This is a genomic window from Mucilaginibacter rigui (genome assembly GCF_014773275.1).
Lineage (GTDB): Bacteria > Bacteroidota > Bacteroidia > Sphingobacteriales > Sphingobacteriaceae > Mucilaginibacter > Mucilaginibacter rigui_A.
The window spans coordinates 1,015,737-1,032,810 of sequence record NZ_JACWMW010000001.1 but is presented as its reverse complement, the minus strand read 5'-3'; the positions used below and the strand labels follow the sequence as shown (position 1 = coordinate 1,032,810).

General features: G+C 43.3%; 13 protein-coding genes. 8 read left to right on the top strand and 5 right to left on the bottom strand.

Features of this window, described 5'->3' with window-relative positions:
• The first annotated feature begins 28 nt into the window (after nt 1-28).
• The 5 genes from IDJ75_RS04740 (at nt 29) to IDJ75_RS04720 (ending at nt 6,720) form a co-directional block, all read left to right on the top strand.
• Complete coding sequence (locus IDJ75_RS04740) at nt 29-1,540, top strand: RagB/SusD family nutrient uptake outer membrane protein (RefSeq protein WP_191174442.1); 1,512 nt, start codon at nt 29-31, stop codon at nt 1,538-1,540.
• A 171-nt stretch (nt 1,541-1,711) separates the two neighbouring features.
• Nucleotides 1,712-3,994 carry a GH92 family glycosyl hydrolase gene (locus IDJ75_RS04735; RefSeq protein WP_191174441.1) on the top strand — a complete coding sequence of 761 codons (2,283 nt, stop codon included), beginning with the start codon at nt 1,712-1,714 and terminating at the stop codon, nt 3,992-3,994.
• Entirely contained in the window at nt 3,984-5,153 is a 1,170-nt protein-coding gene (locus IDJ75_RS04730; protein WP_224746477.1) for a Gfo/Idh/MocA family protein, read from the top strand. The genes IDJ75_RS04735 and IDJ75_RS04730 overlap by 11 nt, the downstream gene beginning before the upstream one ends.
• A 101-nt stretch (nt 5,154-5,254) precedes the next feature.
• Nucleotides 5,255-6,166 carry a polysaccharide deacetylase family protein gene (locus tag IDJ75_RS04725; protein WP_191174440.1) on the top strand — a complete coding sequence of 304 codons (912 nt, stop codon included), beginning with the start codon at nt 5,255-5,257 and terminating at the stop codon, nt 6,164-6,166.
• Between the two features lie 83 nt (nt 6,167-6,249).
• Nucleotides 6,250-6,720 carry a nuclear transport factor 2 family protein gene (locus IDJ75_RS04720; protein WP_191174439.1) on the top strand — a complete coding sequence of 157 codons (471 nt, stop codon included), beginning with the start codon at nt 6,250-6,252 and terminating at the stop codon, nt 6,718-6,720.
• A 135-nt stretch (nt 6,721-6,855) separates the two neighbouring features.
• On the opposite strand, the gene IDJ75_RS04715 is transcribed toward IDJ75_RS04720, so the two are convergent.
• Nucleotides 6,856-7,107 carry a hypothetical protein gene (locus IDJ75_RS04715; RefSeq protein WP_191174438.1) on the bottom strand — a complete coding sequence of 84 codons (252 nt, stop codon included), beginning with the start codon at nt 7,105-7,107 and terminating at the stop codon, nt 6,856-6,858.
• Nucleotides 7,108-7,266: 159 nt separating this feature from the next.
• On the opposite strand from IDJ75_RS04715, the gene queG reads away from it, so the two are divergent.
• Nucleotides 7,267-8,202: a tRNA epoxyqueuosine(34) reductase QueG gene (queG, locus tag IDJ75_RS04710; RefSeq protein WP_191174437.1), complete on the top strand. Its 936-nt coding sequence runs from the start codon at nt 7,267-7,269 to the stop codon at nt 8,200-8,202.
• 262 nt (nt 8,203-8,464) lie between these two features.
• On the opposite strand, the gene IDJ75_RS04705 is transcribed toward queG, so the two are convergent.
• The gene (locus IDJ75_RS04705) at nt 8,465-9,478 is read right to left on the bottom strand and encodes a 3'-5' exonuclease (protein ID WP_191174436.1); all 1,014 of its coding nucleotides are present in this window, start codon (nt 9,476-9,478) and stop codon (nt 8,465-8,467) included.
• A 214-nt stretch (nt 9,479-9,692) separates the two neighbouring features.
• On the opposite strand from IDJ75_RS04705, the gene IDJ75_RS04700 reads away from it, so the two are divergent.
• Nucleotides 9,693-11,567: a DUF3857 domain-containing transglutaminase family protein gene (locus IDJ75_RS04700; RefSeq protein WP_191174435.1), complete on the top strand. Its 1,875-nt coding sequence runs from the start codon at nt 9,693-9,695 to the stop codon at nt 11,565-11,567.
• Nucleotides 11,564-13,468 (top strand): DUF3857 domain-containing protein, encoded by a 1,905-nt coding sequence (locus tag IDJ75_RS04695; RefSeq protein WP_191174434.1) that lies wholly within the window; start codon nt 11,564-11,566, stop codon nt 13,466-13,468. The genes IDJ75_RS04700 and IDJ75_RS04695 overlap by 4 nt, the downstream gene beginning before the upstream one ends.
• Here the strand turns inward: IDJ75_RS04695 and IDJ75_RS21290 are convergent, their stop codons facing one another.
• The 3 genes from IDJ75_RS21290 to mutS form a co-directional block, all read right to left on the bottom strand.
• Nucleotides 13,469-13,591: a hypothetical protein gene (locus IDJ75_RS21290; RefSeq protein ID WP_262892090.1), complete on the bottom strand. Its 123-nt coding sequence runs from the start codon at nt 13,589-13,591 to the stop codon at nt 13,469-13,471.
• A gap of 57 nt (nt 13,592-13,648) precedes the next feature.
• Nucleotides 13,649-14,218 carry a C40 family peptidase gene (locus tag IDJ75_RS04690; protein ID WP_191174433.1) on the bottom strand — a complete coding sequence of 190 codons (570 nt, stop codon included), beginning with the start codon at nt 14,216-14,218 and terminating at the stop codon, nt 13,649-13,651.
• A 125-nt stretch (nt 14,219-14,343) separates the two neighbouring features.
• On the bottom strand, nt 14,344-16,953 hold the full coding sequence (mutS, locus tag IDJ75_RS04685; RefSeq protein WP_191174432.1) for a DNA mismatch repair protein MutS: 2,610 nt from the start codon (nt 16,951-16,953) through the stop codon (nt 14,344-14,346).
• Nucleotides 16,954-17,074: the final 121 nt, after the last annotated feature.

Here is a 17,074-nt window from a genome sequence, read left to right as displayed (position 1 = left end):
AACCATGATCATTTAAAATCGTATTAAAATGAAAACATTAAAAAATATACTAATAGCGGCGTGTTTATTACTTACATGCTCCTGCAAAAAATTCCTGGAAGAAAAACCGGCAGGCTTTTTAACGCCCGATGCCAACTTATCAAGCGCTAAAGTAGCAAGGGCGTTAGCTAATGGCTCCTATCAAAATCTACAGGGGTTATTAACCGGTCAGCCCTCTTCGTATGGCGGTAACACCTGGAATTTGATGGAGTTTATGACAGGTAAGGCAAACAGCGATCTCGGCCAAACAGGATTTGTGAATTTTCAAACCCTTATCTATAACAACACTTCTTTTTATTTTGATACCTGGTGGCAGCAAATGTACTTAGGTGTTGGTGCAACAAACCTGGCTATACAAAAAATACCAACTATTAATGCTCCCGGTTTGAGTGATGTTGATAAAACTAATATGGTAGCCGAAGCGCGTACCTTACGTGCTTTATACTATTTTTACCTGGTACGTATGTACGGCGCGGTGCCAAAAGTAACCGAACCGCCAAAAGATCTGAATTTACAGATTCCACGTGTGCCGGCAAAACAAATTTATGACGAGATCATTATACCTGATTTGCTTGAGGCCGAAAAATCAACCCTGCCATGGAAAGATGCTACAGGTAAAGTATCTATGGGCGCAGTAAAATCAATACTGGCCGATGTATATTTAACTTATGCCGGTGCAGCTATCAATGGCGGTAACCAATATTACGCCGAGTCGGCCAAACGCTCGCTTGATGTAATAAAAAATGGAGGATACAGCCTGTTCCCGGAGTATACGGATATGATAGTTCCGGCAAATAAAAACAGCAAGGAATTTATTTTCCAGGTGCAGTTTGCTGCAGCTGTCCCGGTATCAAACCCGCTTACACCACTTACTATTCCAAACTATTCCGGTATATCCTCTTATTCTGACGAGTACGGATCTGTTTACCCAACAGACCAGTTTATAGCTTCGTTTCCGGCTGGTGATAAACGCGTTGCCGAGAAACAATTCTTTTATACAAGTTATGCAAATTTTAAAACGCCAACTGAAACGGTTACGTTTAAAAATCATTACATCTATAAATGGTTTGATGTAAACGCGGTTAAGAACACTAAAAAATCTGACTTAAACTACACCATTTACCGTTTAGCTGATGTAATGCTGATGTATGCTGAAGCATCAAACAGGGCTGAAGGCTCGCCAAACTCTGATGCAGTTGAGTATGTTAGGCAAATACGTGCGAGGGCTAACCTGGCCCCCCTTGGTGCACTATCGCAGGATGCATTTGAGAAAGAAGTATGGCTGCAACGCTATTTTGAGCTTTGTTTTGAAAACAAAATGTGGTTTGATATGATACGCACACGCAAGGTACACAACGACGTTACCGGTAACTGGGACAATTTTGTAGGGCATAAAACTGTTTTTGGGGCTACATTCACCGAAAAACAGCTGCTTTTCCCATTACCAAAACAAGAAACCGATGTTAACCCAATGTTGTTACCAAACAACCCCGGTTTTTAATTAAACAGTATAAGTTTAGTTGAGTAGTATGTAAATATCTGCTCAACTACTACCACAAACTGAATGGAAAACCAGGGTTAGAACTAAATTTTTACAATATAAAAGACTGGCATAGCTGCCAGTCTTTTATATTTACGGCCGATTACTTCTATTAAGCTATTAACTCAATACATGAAAAAAAGAATCCTTTTTTTAAGCGCCTTGTTTTTCTCCGCTACTGCATTTGCCCAGCAGGTTACCAAGGTAACCGACCCTGTTGAATGGATAAACCCGCTGATGGGTACCCAATCAAAATACGACCTGAGCAACGGTAACACCTACCCTGCCATAGCGGTACCATGGGGCATGAACTTCTGGACCCCGCAAACCGGCAAAATGGGCGATGGCTGGCAATACACATACGACTCATATAAAATAAACGGCTTTAAACAAACCCACCAGCCATCCCCATGGATGAATGATTACGGGCAGTTTGCCATTATGCCCGTTACCGGCAAACTTAAAGTATCTCAAAACGGCCGCTCGAGCTGGTTCTCGCATAAAGCCGAAATAGCGAAGCCTTACTATTACAGTGTTTACCTTGCAGACCACGATGTAACCACCGAAATTGCCCCTACCGAGCGTAGCGCGCAGTTCAGGTTCACTTATCCCAAAAACGACAGCTCATATATTGTTATTGACGCTTTTGACCGTGGATCATACGTTAAGGTTATTCCTGGTGAAAGAAAGATAGTAGGATACTCAAGTAAGTACGCACGTGGCCCACTAAAAAACTTTAAAAACTACTTTGTTATTTATGTAGATAAACCCATTACCACCGCGCAGGTATACAGCGATAGTACCCTTAAAGACGGGCTTGAGCTAAACGCCAAACATGCCATGGCAGTTATTGGCTTTAAAACTTCCAAAGGCGAAAAGGTAAATATGCGCGTTGCCTCATCATTCATCAGTATTGAACAGGCTGAGATCAGCTTAAACCGGGAGGTTGGTACTGATAGCTTTGATATCACCAAACAAAAAGCAAAAGCTGTTTGGAACAAAACGTTAAGCAAACTTGCTGTTGAGGGAGGCTCGGTTGAGCAGGTAAAAACATTCTACTCATGCCTTTACCGCATGTTGTTTTTCCCTAATAAAATGTATGAGCTTGATGCCAAAAACCAGCCGGTTCACTGGAGCGCGCAAAACGGGCAGATACTCCCCGGCTATAAGTTTGCAGGTACTGGCTTTTGGGACACCTTCAGGGCGCTGTACCCATTCCTGAACCTGGTGTACCCTTCTATCAATAAAGAGATGCAGCAGGGCCTTATTAACGATTACAAAGAAGGCGGGTGGTTGCCCGAATGGAGCAGCCCGGGTTATGCCGATGTAATGGTGGGTAACAACTCGGCGTCTGTTGTGGCCGATGCATACCTGAAAGGCGGCCGGGGCTATGATATCCAAACACTTTACCAGGCATTGCTGCATGGCGCCAATAACGATGGCCCGGCAGCAACCGGCCGTGATGGTGTTGATTATTACAACTCGCTGGGTTATGTACCTTACGATGTTAAGATAAACGAAAATGCTGCCCGTACTTTAGAGTACGCTTATGACGATTTTACCATTTACAAATTGGGCAAGGCACTAAACCGCCCTGCATCCGAAACGGAGATATATCGCAAACGCAGCATGTACTATAAAAACCTGTTCGACCCGCAAACCGGGTTAATGCGCGGTAAAAATAAGGACGGCAAATTCCAAAGTCCGTTCAATCCCTTTAAATGGGGCGATGCCTTTACCGAAGGTAATAGCTGGCACTATACCTGGAGCGTTTTCCACGATGTGCAGGGCCTTATTGACCTGATGGGTGGCAAGCAAAAATTCTCAGCCAAGTTAGATTCTGTTTTCTCGCTTCCCCCTGTTTTTGATGATAGCTACTACGGCGAAGTGATACACGAGATACGTGAGATGCAGATAGCAGGTATGGGCCAATACGCACATGGCAACCAGCCAATACAACACATGATATACCTGTATAATTACGCCGGCGAGCCCTGGAAAACCCAGTTGCACGTGCGCGATGTAATTAACAAAATGTACCACTCTGCACCTGATGGTTATTGCGGTGATGAGGATAACGGGCAAACATCTGCCTGGTATGTATTTTCGGCAATGGGCTTTTACCCGGTAACCCCCGCTACAGACCAGTATGTTTTGGGCGCGCCTTTATTCAAAAAAGTAACACTTACGCTTGAGAACGGCAAAACTGTTACCATAAACGCTGCCAATAACAGCGCAGCAAACAGGTTTGTAACCTCGTTAACCGTTAATGGTAAACCATACACCAACAACTGGTTAAGCCATAAAGCATTGCAGCAAGGCGGTGTTTTAAACTTTAACATGTCGGCTGTGCCAAATAAGGCGCGTGGTACAAAGGCTGCAGATGTGCCTTATTCATTATCAAATGAAAAATAACATAAACACTACCATGAAATTCGCAAAAGTATTCATGTGCCTGATCGTTGTATCAGGCACATTTTTATCAGTTGCTTTGGCACAGGTTATCCCGGCCGTTAAAACACCGCCGCCAATAGCCCCACCGCCACCGGTGCTTTTAAGCACCCAAAAACTGGCTATAGCCGGTTTAGCGCATGATCATGTACATAATATTTTAAGCGAATATCGTAACGGTAAAGTGATTATTGTGGGTATTGCCGAAGGTGATAAAAAGTTAAGGGAAAGGTACCAGTTACAGTATAACCTGCCCGATTCTATTTTCTTCGATGATCTGAAAAAAATGGTGACCGCCAAAAAACCTGATGTGGTGTTAGGATATAACCCGGTGGCTAAGCATATTGATATTGTTGAGGTTTGCGCACCGCTGGGCATCTCGGTAATGGTTGAAAAACCCCTTGCCGCCACCCTTGCACAGGCAAGCCGCATGGAGTTTTTAGCGCTTAAATATTATATAAAACTGCTTACCAATTACGAAACTACCTGGTATCCATCCTACCAGCATGTTTATGATGTTGTAGCAAAAGACAGCATAGGCCAGATCAGGAAAATGGTTGTACACGATGGGCACGAAGGGCCAAAGGAAATTGGTTGCAGTAAAGATTTCACCAATTGGTTAACTGATCCTGATTTAAACGGTGCCGGTGCGTTAAATGATTTTGGCTGCTATGGCGCCGACCTGATGACGTGGCTAATGAACGGCCAGAAACCAATTGCGGTTACTGCTGTTGCACGCCACTTTAAATTGCAAACCTACCCAAAGGTTGAGGATGATGCTACTATTATTGTTGAATACCCAACCGCCACCGGTATCATTGAGGCTTCATGGAACTGGCCTTTTTCTATAAAAGACCTTGAAGTGTTTGGCGATGAAGGCTATATGCACGCGCTGGATAACAGCAATGTTTTGGCACGGATAGGTAAAACGCCCGCTGTGATGCGTGTAGCATCACCATTGTTATCGCCCGATGATAACCCGATAAGCTATCTGCAATTAGTAACCAAAAACAGGCTTAAGGGTATTACCGACAGGTCGTCATTAAAATACAATATGATAGTGATGCAAATATTGGATGCCGCCAAACGATCTATTGCCGAAGGTAAACGTATAGTATTGTAGCAATGTTAATTAAATTAAAAAGCGATTAAAATTTATTAACAGTTAATATATCCCTCTATAATTATATTATTTTAGCGTTTCATATTATCATCATCCGCATTATGTTAAAGCAATTTTCGGCCGTATTGCCGCTTGTATTTTTAGGCATGGTATCATGCCAGTCAAAACCATCATCAACAGATAAAGCTGGTGCTGATAGCGCAAAAACAACAACAGAAGAAACAGCATCGCCTGCAGTTAAACTGGCTACAGGCCCTGTTGATAAAGCAGCGGTACTTGCCCGCAAACAGGTGCCAATTCTGTGCTACCACCAAATACGCGACTGGAAAGCTACCGACTCTAAAAACGCTAAGGATTATATTGTACAGGTGGCAGCCTTTAAAGAACACATCAAAATGCTGGCCGATAGCGGTTATCACACCATCCTGCCCGATCAGTTGTATAACTACCTGGTTACGGGTGCTCCGCTGCCTAAAAAACCCATCATGCTAACCTTTGATGATACTGACCTTGACCAGTACACTATTGCAGCGCCAGAGATGAAGAAATACGGCTTTAAAGGCGTTTTCTTTGTAATGACGGTATCAATAGGCCGCCCGCATTATATGACGGCAGAGATGATCAAAAAACTATCTGATGATGGCCACGTAATTTCAAGCCACACCTGGGACCACCACCGTGTAGACAAATACTCGCATAACTCAAACCTGGTTATAAAAGGTGTTAACGGCAAAATAACCAACAGGCCTGTTGATGACTGGGTTACACAAATTGATAAACCAACAAAAAAACTGGAAGAAATAACCGGTAAAAAGATCCAATATTTTGCATACCCGTTTGGCATATGGAAGAAACCAGTTTTGCCCGAGCTTGATAAAAGAGGTTTTAAAATGGCATTCCAGCTTGCTGATAAACGCGACCCGGATTACCCGTTGTTAACCGTACGCCGCATACTGGATAGTGGTTACTGGAGCGCGAAAACATTAAGCAATAGTATTCGTAATAGCTTTTAAAGCAATTTCAATATATATAAACCCTCTTTTGTATTACAGAAGAGGGTTTTATTTTTTGATATAACTTAGCTACATTTAAACCCATGACCATTACCCTTCGCCGTATCCTTTTCATTATACTGGCAACAGCAATTGCCGCGTGCAATAACCAGCCCGAAAAGCCTGCTGTTAGCCAAACGGAACAATCAAAGCAATTGATAGATGAGCATTTCCGCTATCTGAACGACCATGACCTGAAAAGCCTGATAGGCCAATATGCCGACAAAGCAAAAATAACCACCAGCGATTGGGATGGCGAATCGTATGGCCCGCCGGGTGCCGACCAGATCTTTCATCAATTGTTCTATGTATCACCAGATGCCAAATACCTTGTTGATAATATGATCAACACCGATTCGACAGTTGTAGTAGAGTATGATGTGGTTGGTTTAAAAGAAAAAGTTAACAGCCCCATCCGGTACGATCTTCGCAATTGTAGCATCTTCAAAATAAAGAATAACAAGATAGTTGCCGAAGCTACTTACTCCAATGCGAGGTTATATCATAACAGGTAATACTATACCGTTACGTCATTACGAGGAGCGATAGCGACGTGGTAATCTCTTTAAGCCATTTGTTTATGTAGGATAACTATCCTAAAGAGATTGCTTCGTACCTCGCAATGACGTGTGGTTATAAATGAGGCTTGTTTACAGGTCCTCGCCCGCAGGCCCCTGCCCTTTGTTTGATGATGTTTGCGGTGTTGGGTTTTCCAACTCAGGCGTATCATTTGGTATCTCTGCTATCGACTCCGGTGTTACCGTAGGCACCTTTTTAGCCAGATCTTTATCGTTTACATCCTGTTTAAGTGTATCATTACCAACGTTGGCAACATTCCCTGTTATATCGTGGTTTTTACCCTGGCCATTTGCCCTGTCAAATCCTTCTGGTTTATTTTCCATAATGTTGTTTTATTAAATGCTGATCGCAGCATAGTGTTTTAGTTTCTGTAATAACACCAAAAGCCATACCACTATTCAAAAAGCAACATATTTATCTATATTTTAAATAGCCTAAAGTATTAACAGATTTAAAATACCGGCATATCGTATCTTTGCAACATGCAGCAAAACCTGTCGGCATATTCACAACTTATAAAAACCGAGGCCAAAAACCTGGGCTTTTTGTTTTGTGGTATAGCCCGGGCAGAGTTCCTTGAAGAGGAAGCGCCTCGACTGGAAGCCTGGCTCAATAAAGGTATGCAGGGCGAAATGCGCTACATGGAAAACTACTTTGATAAACGCCTCGATCCGCGTTTACTGGTAGATGGCGCAAAGTCGGTCATATCCTTGGGGTTAAACTATTATACTGATGCAACCCAGCTCGATCCATCTGCACCAAAGATCTCTAAATACGCATACGGCACTGACTACCATACTGTTATTAAAGATAAACTAAAGCAATTATTAGATATCATCAACCAAAAAATTGGCGAAGTTGGCGGCCGCGCATTTGTAGACTCGGCGCCGGTGCTTGACAAGACCTGGGCAAAAAAAGCAGGTTTGGGTTGGGTTGGTAAAAACTCAAACCTTATCAGCAAGCAAGCTGGCTCCTTCTTTTTTTTAGCCGAGCTGATTGTTGACATTGAACTGGAATACGATATTGAACCCACAGCCGACCATTGCGGTACCTGCACCCGTTGTATTGATGCCTGTCCTACAGATGCTATTGTAGGGCCGTACGTGGTTGATGGCAGCCGTTGTATCTCTTACCTCACCATTGAACTAAAGAACGAGATACCGCAGGAATTTAAGGGTAAAATGGACAACTGGATGTTTGGCTGCGATATATGCCAGGATGTTTGCCCCTGGAACCGTTTCTCGGTGCTGCATACCGAACCGGCATTTACCCCACACCCAGAACTGCACGGGCTAAAAAAACAAGACTGGGAAGATATTACAACCGATGTTTTCCAAAAAGTATTTAAAAACTCGGCTGTAAAGCGGACGAAGTTTGAAGGACTCACCCGTAATATTCAATTTCTGAAAGAAATATAGTCAATGTGTCATTGCGAGCAATGTAGTGCGTGGCAATCTTAGCATATCCGAATATTCTGTGAGATTGCCACGCTATCGCTCGCAATAACACTTGGGATTAAATGCATATCATTACGACCAACATAGTACGTGGTAATCTCCCACAAGCATGTAACCAATTTTCTATCGAAGATTGCCACGCTATCGCTCGCAATAACGCTTCATAAATGAGAGAAGCCCGGTTCTAATCAAACCGGGCTTCTCTGTTTTGTGTACCTGTGTTCTATCCCTTTTTAAACTTCATAGCCAGTTGCGCCAGCATATCCTCATCAACAGGTTTTGCCGGCTCTTCCTTCTTTTTAAAGGGTTGGCTGTTTAATTGCGGGCTGTTTTTAGGGCTATTATTCTGGAAAGCCGGTTTCGGTACCTGCGCTGCTGCATTTGTTGCGGCGGCTGGCTGTGCCGGTTTTGCGTGCTGTCTTTCGGCTACCTTTTTAGCATTCCAGCGTTTGTATATCTCTTCAAGCTTGCGTTTGGTATAAAGCGGAAAATCGCCCTGCATCATCCACGAGTAGTAACTTGGTTCTGCATTCAGCACATCTTCTACCCTTTTGCCTTTGTGTTTGCCAAAGTTTATCAGTTCTTCGCCTTGTTCGTTATATACCATGCGGCCAGCAAAATCAACCGGGCGGCTTAGGTTGGTAAACTTATGTAAGGCCTCTACATCGCCCACAACAGGTATGCTTTTATTTCCCTTTTTATCTTCCCATTCCTGGTTCTCGTAACGCTCTATCTGTGCCAGCAAAACCTCCATGGTAGCGCGGGTGTCAGCCTCGGCCGAGTGCGCGTTAACAATGCTTTTATCGCAATAAAACTGATATGCTGCTTTCAGGGTACGCTGCTCCATTTGGTGAAAAATATTCTGTACATCCACAAAATGGCGGTTATCCAGGTCAAATTGTACACCTGCACGTAAAAACTCCTCCATCAGCATCGGGATATCAAACTTATTGGAGTTATACCCTGCAAGGTCGCTGTCTTGTATAAAATCGGCTATTTGCTGGCCAATTTCTTCGAAACGCTTTTCATCTTTAATATGCTCGTCATAAATACCGTGTACCAATGATGATTCTAACGGAATAGGAATACCCGGGTGTACACGTAAGGTTAATACCTCCTCGCTGCCATCAGGGTTAAGTTTTATAACAGATATCTCTACTATACGGTCGGCGCCAATATTGGTACCGGTGGTTTCAAGGTCAAAAAAGGCAAGAGGCCGCTTTAGTTGTAATTTCATTTTTGCTTATCAGTATTGCAAAGGTGTGAAAACTCTCAAAATTATCGGCACATTTTTTTGCATAGCAGATGTTCGTATATTTTCATATTTTCATAACTGTTAAAAACGACCTTATTACATGAATAAAACTTTATTTAACTTATTGGTATTCATTTGCTTTACAACAATATGCAAGGCACAGGATTTTCCCTTCGGCAGATTTACAGTTGATGAAATGAACCAAAAAACATATCCGCTTGATACCTCTGCCCATGCTTTTGTGTTGCAGGAGTTTGGGGCGACCCGAATTGATGCTAGCGACGACGGTATCAAAACTTATTTTAAATATCATGTAAGAATAAAGATACTTGACAGCAAGGCTTTTGATAAAGGCACAGTTACGCTTGCTTTTTATGATGACGCTGATACGCACGACGATATTATCGATATAAAGGGCGCAACAACCTACATGGACGATAACGGATCGGTAAAGGTTGCACAATTGGATGCATCAAAAATATTTACCACAACAGAAAACAAATACTGGAAACAAAAAAAATTCGCTTTACCAAACATACGCAGCGGCTGTATTATAGAATACACCTACACCAAGGTGCTCCAGGGCTTTTACCGGTTCCCATCGTGGGAATTTCAGGATGATATCCCTAAAGCTTATTCAGAATACCAGGTACATATACCAGCATTCTGGACGTATAACGCTATGATCCGCGGCGCCCTAAAACTCACCAAATCCAAATCGGAAGTTGAGCATGAGTGTTTTAGCAGCCGTGGTTCAAAATGCGATTGCTCCTTTTTAAGCTACGGTATGGCCGATATCCCCGCTTTTATAACCGAGGATTACATGACATCATCAAAAAACTTTTTATCTGCCGTTTATTTTAACCTGGAAGAATGGACTAACCCATATACAGGCGTAAAAAATAAGGTTACCAAAGATTGGAAGGATATTGACTACAACCTTAAACATTCGGAATATTTTGGCTCGCAGATAAAAAAAGATCTGTTAAAAAATTACATTGCTCCCGTTATTGCCGGTAAAACTGATGAGATGGCTAAAGCGGTTGCTATTTATAGCTATATACAAAAAACCATCAAATGGAATAGTATGTACTCAAGGGGAAGCGATGGTGTACGTAAAGCCCTTGATAGCCATACCGGCAACATAGCCGATATAAATTTAGCCTTAGTAGCCGCGTTAAACTCAGCAGGTATAAAAACCGAGGCTGTTTTACTATCCACACGCCAAAATGGCTTGATAAACAGGTTATACCCGGTAGAGAGTGAATTTGATTATATTATTGCTAAGGCAAATATCGGCGATCAATCGTACCTGTTAGACGCTACCGACCCCATGCTGCCCTTTGGTATGCTGCCTTTAAAATGCCTTAACGACCAGGGCCGGGTAATGAGTTTGGATAAGCCATCGTACTGGATAGACCTTGTGGCGACACAAAAAAAGAACACGACCAGTAATTTAGACCTTACCCTGCAACCCAACGGTAAACTAAAAGGCACCATTAGCACTTACTACACCGGTTACGATGCTTACGAAAAACGCAAGGCAATTAAAAAGTTCAATACCGTTGATGAATATATAGAGAACCTTGACGAAAAACTGGGTAAAGTGAAGATCCTGAAATCGGAGATACTAAATCTGGATAGTTTGAACTCGCCGCTTGGTGAAAAATTAGAGGTGGAAATAGATGTTTTTGGCAGCATGAACCATGACCGTTTCTCATTCAACCCTATGTTGTTTGACAGGTATGTATCTAACCCTTTTAAACTTGCGGAACGCTCTTACCCGGTAGACTGGGGCATGCCATCGAACAAAAGGTATATATTAAATATGCACCTGCCTGATGGGTATGTTATAGAGAGCTCGCCACAGGCAGTATCAATAGGCCTGCCAAACAGGGGCGGCCAGTACCTTACAGATTTTACGCGCGAGGGTAATAATTTCACTTATTCAAACGTAATACAGTTCAACAAATCAATTTATTTTCCTGAAGAGTACCCCTATTTAAAAGAATTGTATAACAAAATAATTGCTTCAGAAAAAGCAGACATAGTTTTCACTAAAAAGAAATGAACCGGGTTATAACAGTACTATTATTGCTTTTCAGCGTCAGTGCAGCAGATGCCCAGGCTAATTATGATGTTAGCCTGATATCAAAAGACCTGCTACCCTACGCAAGTGCCGTTATTCGCGATCAGAGTGTATACACCGAGGTAAAGGATGGCGCCACCTTTTATCGTATAAAAACCGCTGTAACCGTGCTCAACAAAAACGGTGATGATATTGCGCATATCGTAGTTTTTTATGACAAGAGCAACGTCATCAAAAATATAAAGGGTACCGTTTACAACGAGTTTGGAAAACTATCACGCAAATTTGGCGAAAAAGACTTTGAGGACGAAAGCGCTGTTAACAATTTTTCGTTGTATGAAGACTCGCGCGTTAAACATTTTATCCCATCTATAGGCTCGTACCCATACACCATTGAGTATGAGTACGAGTTAAAATCAAAGCAAACGCTAAATATAAGAGATTGGAAACCCAATCCACAGAACGGGCTGGCGGTAGAAAAAAGCACTTACACCTTTGCTTGCCGCCCCGATTTTGGTATTAGGTATAAGGAAATAAACATGCCTGCCAAAGTTATTACCGGCAGTACCAAAGAAGGCCTTAAAACATACACATGGCAGGTAAACAACCTTAAAGCTATACGAAGTGAACCCTACAGCCCTATGGCAGAAACGTATTTAAGCACTGTAAAAATAGCCCCCAAGGATTTTTTTTACGGCGGGATAAACGGATCGTTCACCAACTGGAACGAACTGGGCCGCTGGAGTTATGATAAACTGCTGGCAAACCGCCAAACATTACCCCCTGAAACTATACAGTATATTAAAACACTCACCGCCGGCATTACCGATGCCAAACTAAAGGCAAAAAAGATCTATGAGTACATGCAGAATAAAACCCATTACATCAGCATACAGGTGGGTATTGGGGGGTATCAGCCTTTTTTGGCAAGCGAAGTTGATCGCCTTAACTATGGCGATTGTAAGGGGTTGGTAAATTATACACGGGCTTTATTGAAAGCTGCTGATATAGATTCGTGGTATTGCGTGGTAGATGCAGGGAGCATGAAAGCAAGCATGCTGCCCGATTTTGCCAGTATGAACCAGTTTAATCATGTTATACTTTGCCTGCCCTTAAAAAACGACACTACATTTTTAGAATGCACCAGCCAAAAGATACCCTTTGGTTTTTTAAGCGATTTTACTGACGACCGTACCGTACTGGCTTGTACGCCAGAGGGTGGTATAGTAATGCATACACCCAAATACACAGCTACTCAAAATTTACAAAACCGTAAAGCAAACTTCACTATAGCCGCCGATGGTGAATTAAGCGGCGATATGACCACCCTTTACCAGGGTACACAGTATGACAACCCTGAGGCGCTAATAGGCGAGCCTTTAACCGAACAGGTTAAAACCCTGCAAAAAATGTATGCTAACATCAGCAACCTTGCGGTAGAAAAACTGGAGTTGAAGCAGGATAAAAAAGAAATACCTTTAGCTACAGAAACCGTTGTATTGAACGCGTACGATTTTGCATCGAAAGATAATAATAAACTATACTTTGCCCTTAACCCGGTAAACAAACAACGCGGTATAAAAGAAGTTCGCAACCGTGTTAACCCGGTGTACATTAACCGGGGATATACCGACGAAGATGAAATAACCTATACCTTGCCAACCGGTTATCATGCAGATATGGAACCATTAAACATCAACCTGAAAAAACCGTTTGGAAGCTTTAGTGTAAAAGTGTTAATTAACGGCAATAAGCTGGTTTACAAACGGAGGGTAGAAATAATAGACGGCACTTACAGTAAAGATAAATATACCGACCTGGTTGAGTTTTATCAAACCATAGCCGATGCGGACAGCTATAATGTAACACTGGTAAAAAACTGATCAGCTAAATATAATGATGCCGAGAATTATACCTACGATCATGATCACGTACAACAATATCTCGTTACCGGCGTAACGCTTATATTTAGTCCAGAAAGAGTAATCGTTCTTTTGCTTTGACATAGAGGCACAAAATTAACAATTATATAGCAGTAATGCGTTCCCTGCAGTTTAGAAAGCTTAATTGGCCTGTGATGAATACGCCGGGTCGATGATAGAGCCACCGCGCGAAAAGAATTTATAGATACCGTTATCATGCAGCCTGGCTATCATTACGCCTTTGCGTGTACTGGCGTGTACAAAATAACCGTTTTGCAGGTACACCCCCACATGGCTAAACTGTTTGCCGTCAAAATCAAAAAACACCAGGTCGCCTTCCTGTAGCTCTTCTTCGTATTTACGTTTAATTACCAGTATCTGTTTACTCGTCATACGGGGAAGCGTAATACCGTAAACCTGCTGTTCTAATAAAAAAGCCAGCCCAGAGCAATCTACACCACTTTTATCCAGGCCGCCAAAACGGTACGTAGTACCATACCATTCATCAATAAAACTGTAAAGGCGGCCATTCTGTATATCGTTACGGCTTACCCCCATTAAAGCTGCATACTTATCAGCAATATCTTTATCCGGCTTAACCATTGTACGGGGGTCGCCGTTCCTGACTGTTAATTTTTTTGAATGACAGGCTGATAATAATATGGCAGCGGCAAAAAACAATAACAAACGTAAATGGCGAGGTATTAGCATATGCTAAGGTATTTGTTAACGTTTAAATGTTACCGGAGGATTTATAAACATTTCAACATAAACCCCAATGTGCGGATGTTAAAATATGCAGATGTGCAAATGAGCTCCCATCATCTGCACATCCACTATCCCTTTATCACCCTTTGTATCTCATCAAGCTTCATTAAAGCCTCTACAGGGGTTAGGGTGTTTACATCAAGGTTATTCAGCGTATCGCGGATCTTCACCAGTACAGGGTCGTCTATCGAGAACATCTGCATTTGCACGGCCTGTTTCTGCACCTTACGGATGCTTTCTTTAATATGCTCGCCGCCGGTGCGTTCATTCTCCAGTTTCTTCAATATTTCATTGGCTCTGGTAAGCACCTTTGTTGGCATACCGGCCAGTTTGGCCACATGTATCCCGAAACTATGTTCGCTGCCTCCCGGCACCAGTTTACGCAAAAAAATGATCTGCTGACCAACTTCCTTAACCGATACATTATAATTTTTTATACGGTTAAAGCTATTGCTTAATTCGTTCAACTCATGATAGTGCGTTGCGAAAAGCGTTTTAGCCCTTGCAGTTGGGTGATTATGCAGATACTCGCCTATCGACCAGGCGATGGAGATCCCATCGTATGTTGATGTACCCCGGCCTATTTCATCAAGCAGTATCAGGCTGCGGTCGCTCAGGTTATTCAGGATGCTGGCCGTTTCGTTCATCTCCACCATAAAGGTCGATTCGCCCGACGATAGGTTATCCGACGCACCAACACGGGTAAATATCTTATCTACCAAACCTACCGAAGCAGCTTTCGCAGGTACAAAACAGCCCATCTGCGCCATTAGTACGATGAGGCCGGTTTGCCTTAGCAGGGCCGACTTACCAGCCATGTTTGGACCGGTAATAATGATGATCTGCTGCGAATCCGAATCAAGGTAAACATCATTGGTTATATATTCCTCGCCAAGCGGCAGGTTCTTTTCTATCACCGGGTGGCGGCCGCCTTTTATATCCAGCGTACGGCTATCGTTCACATCGGGTTTAACGTAATAGTTTTTGATGGATATGGTAGCAAAGTTAAGCAGTACATCCAACCGGGCAATTAATATTGCGTTAAGCTGTATGGGCTTTATATATTCGGCAAGGGCGTACAGCAGGTCGTTATAAAGTTTGGTTTCCAGCACCAGTATCTTTTCTTCGGCACCTAATATCTGCTCTTCATATTCTTTTAGCTCGGGAGTAATGTAACGCTCGGCATTTACCAGCGTTTGTTTGCGGATCCAGTCGGCAGGCACCTTTTCTCTATGACTGTGCGTAACTTCCAGGTAATACCCAAAAACGTTGTTGAACGATACCTTTAACGACGGGATGCCCGTAGCCTCGGCCTCACGCTTTTGGATTTCCAGCAGGTAACCTTTACCGCCAAAGGCAATTTTACGCAGCCTGTCCAGTTCTTCGTTGACCCCCTCGTTCATTACCGAGCCTTTCACCATCATTACCGGTGGCTCGGGATGGAGTTCGCGGGCAATCTTTTCTGATATAGAGGTGCAAGGGTTTAATTGTTCTCCAATAGCACGCATCGGCTCGCTGGCCGATTCCATCGTAAATTTTTTGATGCTCTCAATCGCTACCAAAGCTTTTTTAAGCTGGCACACCTCACGTGGATTTGCTTTCTGCAGACCGATCTTAGAGATCAACCTTTCCAGGTCACCAATCTGGCGGATCTGGTTTTGCAGGTCTTCACGCAATGCCTCCTGCTCTATCAGGTACTCTACAACACCAAGGCGGTCTTGTATAGGTTTAATCTCTTTCAGCGGCATTACTATCCAGCGGCGAAGCATACGTGCACCCATTGGCGAGCAGGTATGATCAAGCACATCAACCAGCGTCAGCGCGTTCTCGTTCGATGAACCCACCAGCTCCAGGTTGCGTATGCTGAATCTATCCAGCCACAGGTACCTGTCCTCTTCTATCCGGCCAATAGCCGAGATATGCTGCAGGTTGCGGTGTTCGGTCTCATTCAAATAATGCAGGGCTACACCGGCCGCTACAATGCCCAAATTAAGCTTATCAATACCAAAGCCTTTAAGTGACTTTACACCGAAATGCTTAAGCAACGTTTCCTGCGCGTAATCTCCGCTGTAGGGCCATTCATCAAGGGTGTAGGTATAAAAGCGGTCGCCATAAGTATCTTTAAAATCGTGCTGCCGGCTTTTAGGGAAGATGATCTCGCTGGGTGCATAGCTTTGCAACAGTTTATCAATATAACCCGTATTACCCTGCGCAGCCAGGAACTCGCCCGTAGAGATATCCAGCAAGGCAATGCCGATGCTGTTCTTCTCAAAATAAAGCGATGCCAGGTAGTTATTGCTTTTTTGCTGCAGGATGTTATCGCTGGTGGCTACACCAGGTGTAACCAGTTCGGTAACGCCACGCTTTACAATGGTTTTGGTAGTTTTAGGGTCTTCCAGCTGGTCGCATATGGCAACACGCTGCCCGGCACGCACAAGCTTCGACAGGTAAGTATCAAGCGAGTGGTGCGGAAAACCAGCCAGCTCGATATGGGAAGCAGCGCCATTAGCACGGCGGGTTAGCGTAATGCCTAATATGCCTGCCGCCTTAATGGCGTCGGCTCCAAAGGTTTCGTAAAAATCGCCCACGCGGAAAAGCAGCAAAGCACCGGGGTACTTAGCCTTTATGGCATTATACTGCTGCATTAAGGGGGTTTCTTTGGTTTCGCTCTTAGCCAAGGGTGTGTCCTGTTTTAATAATCTGCTAATTTAATTCATTGCCTGCGTAATACAGGGATTGTGGAAAAGTTAAGCAGATGTGGAGAGTTGATGGGATGGTTAATTGAGAATGGTTAAGCGG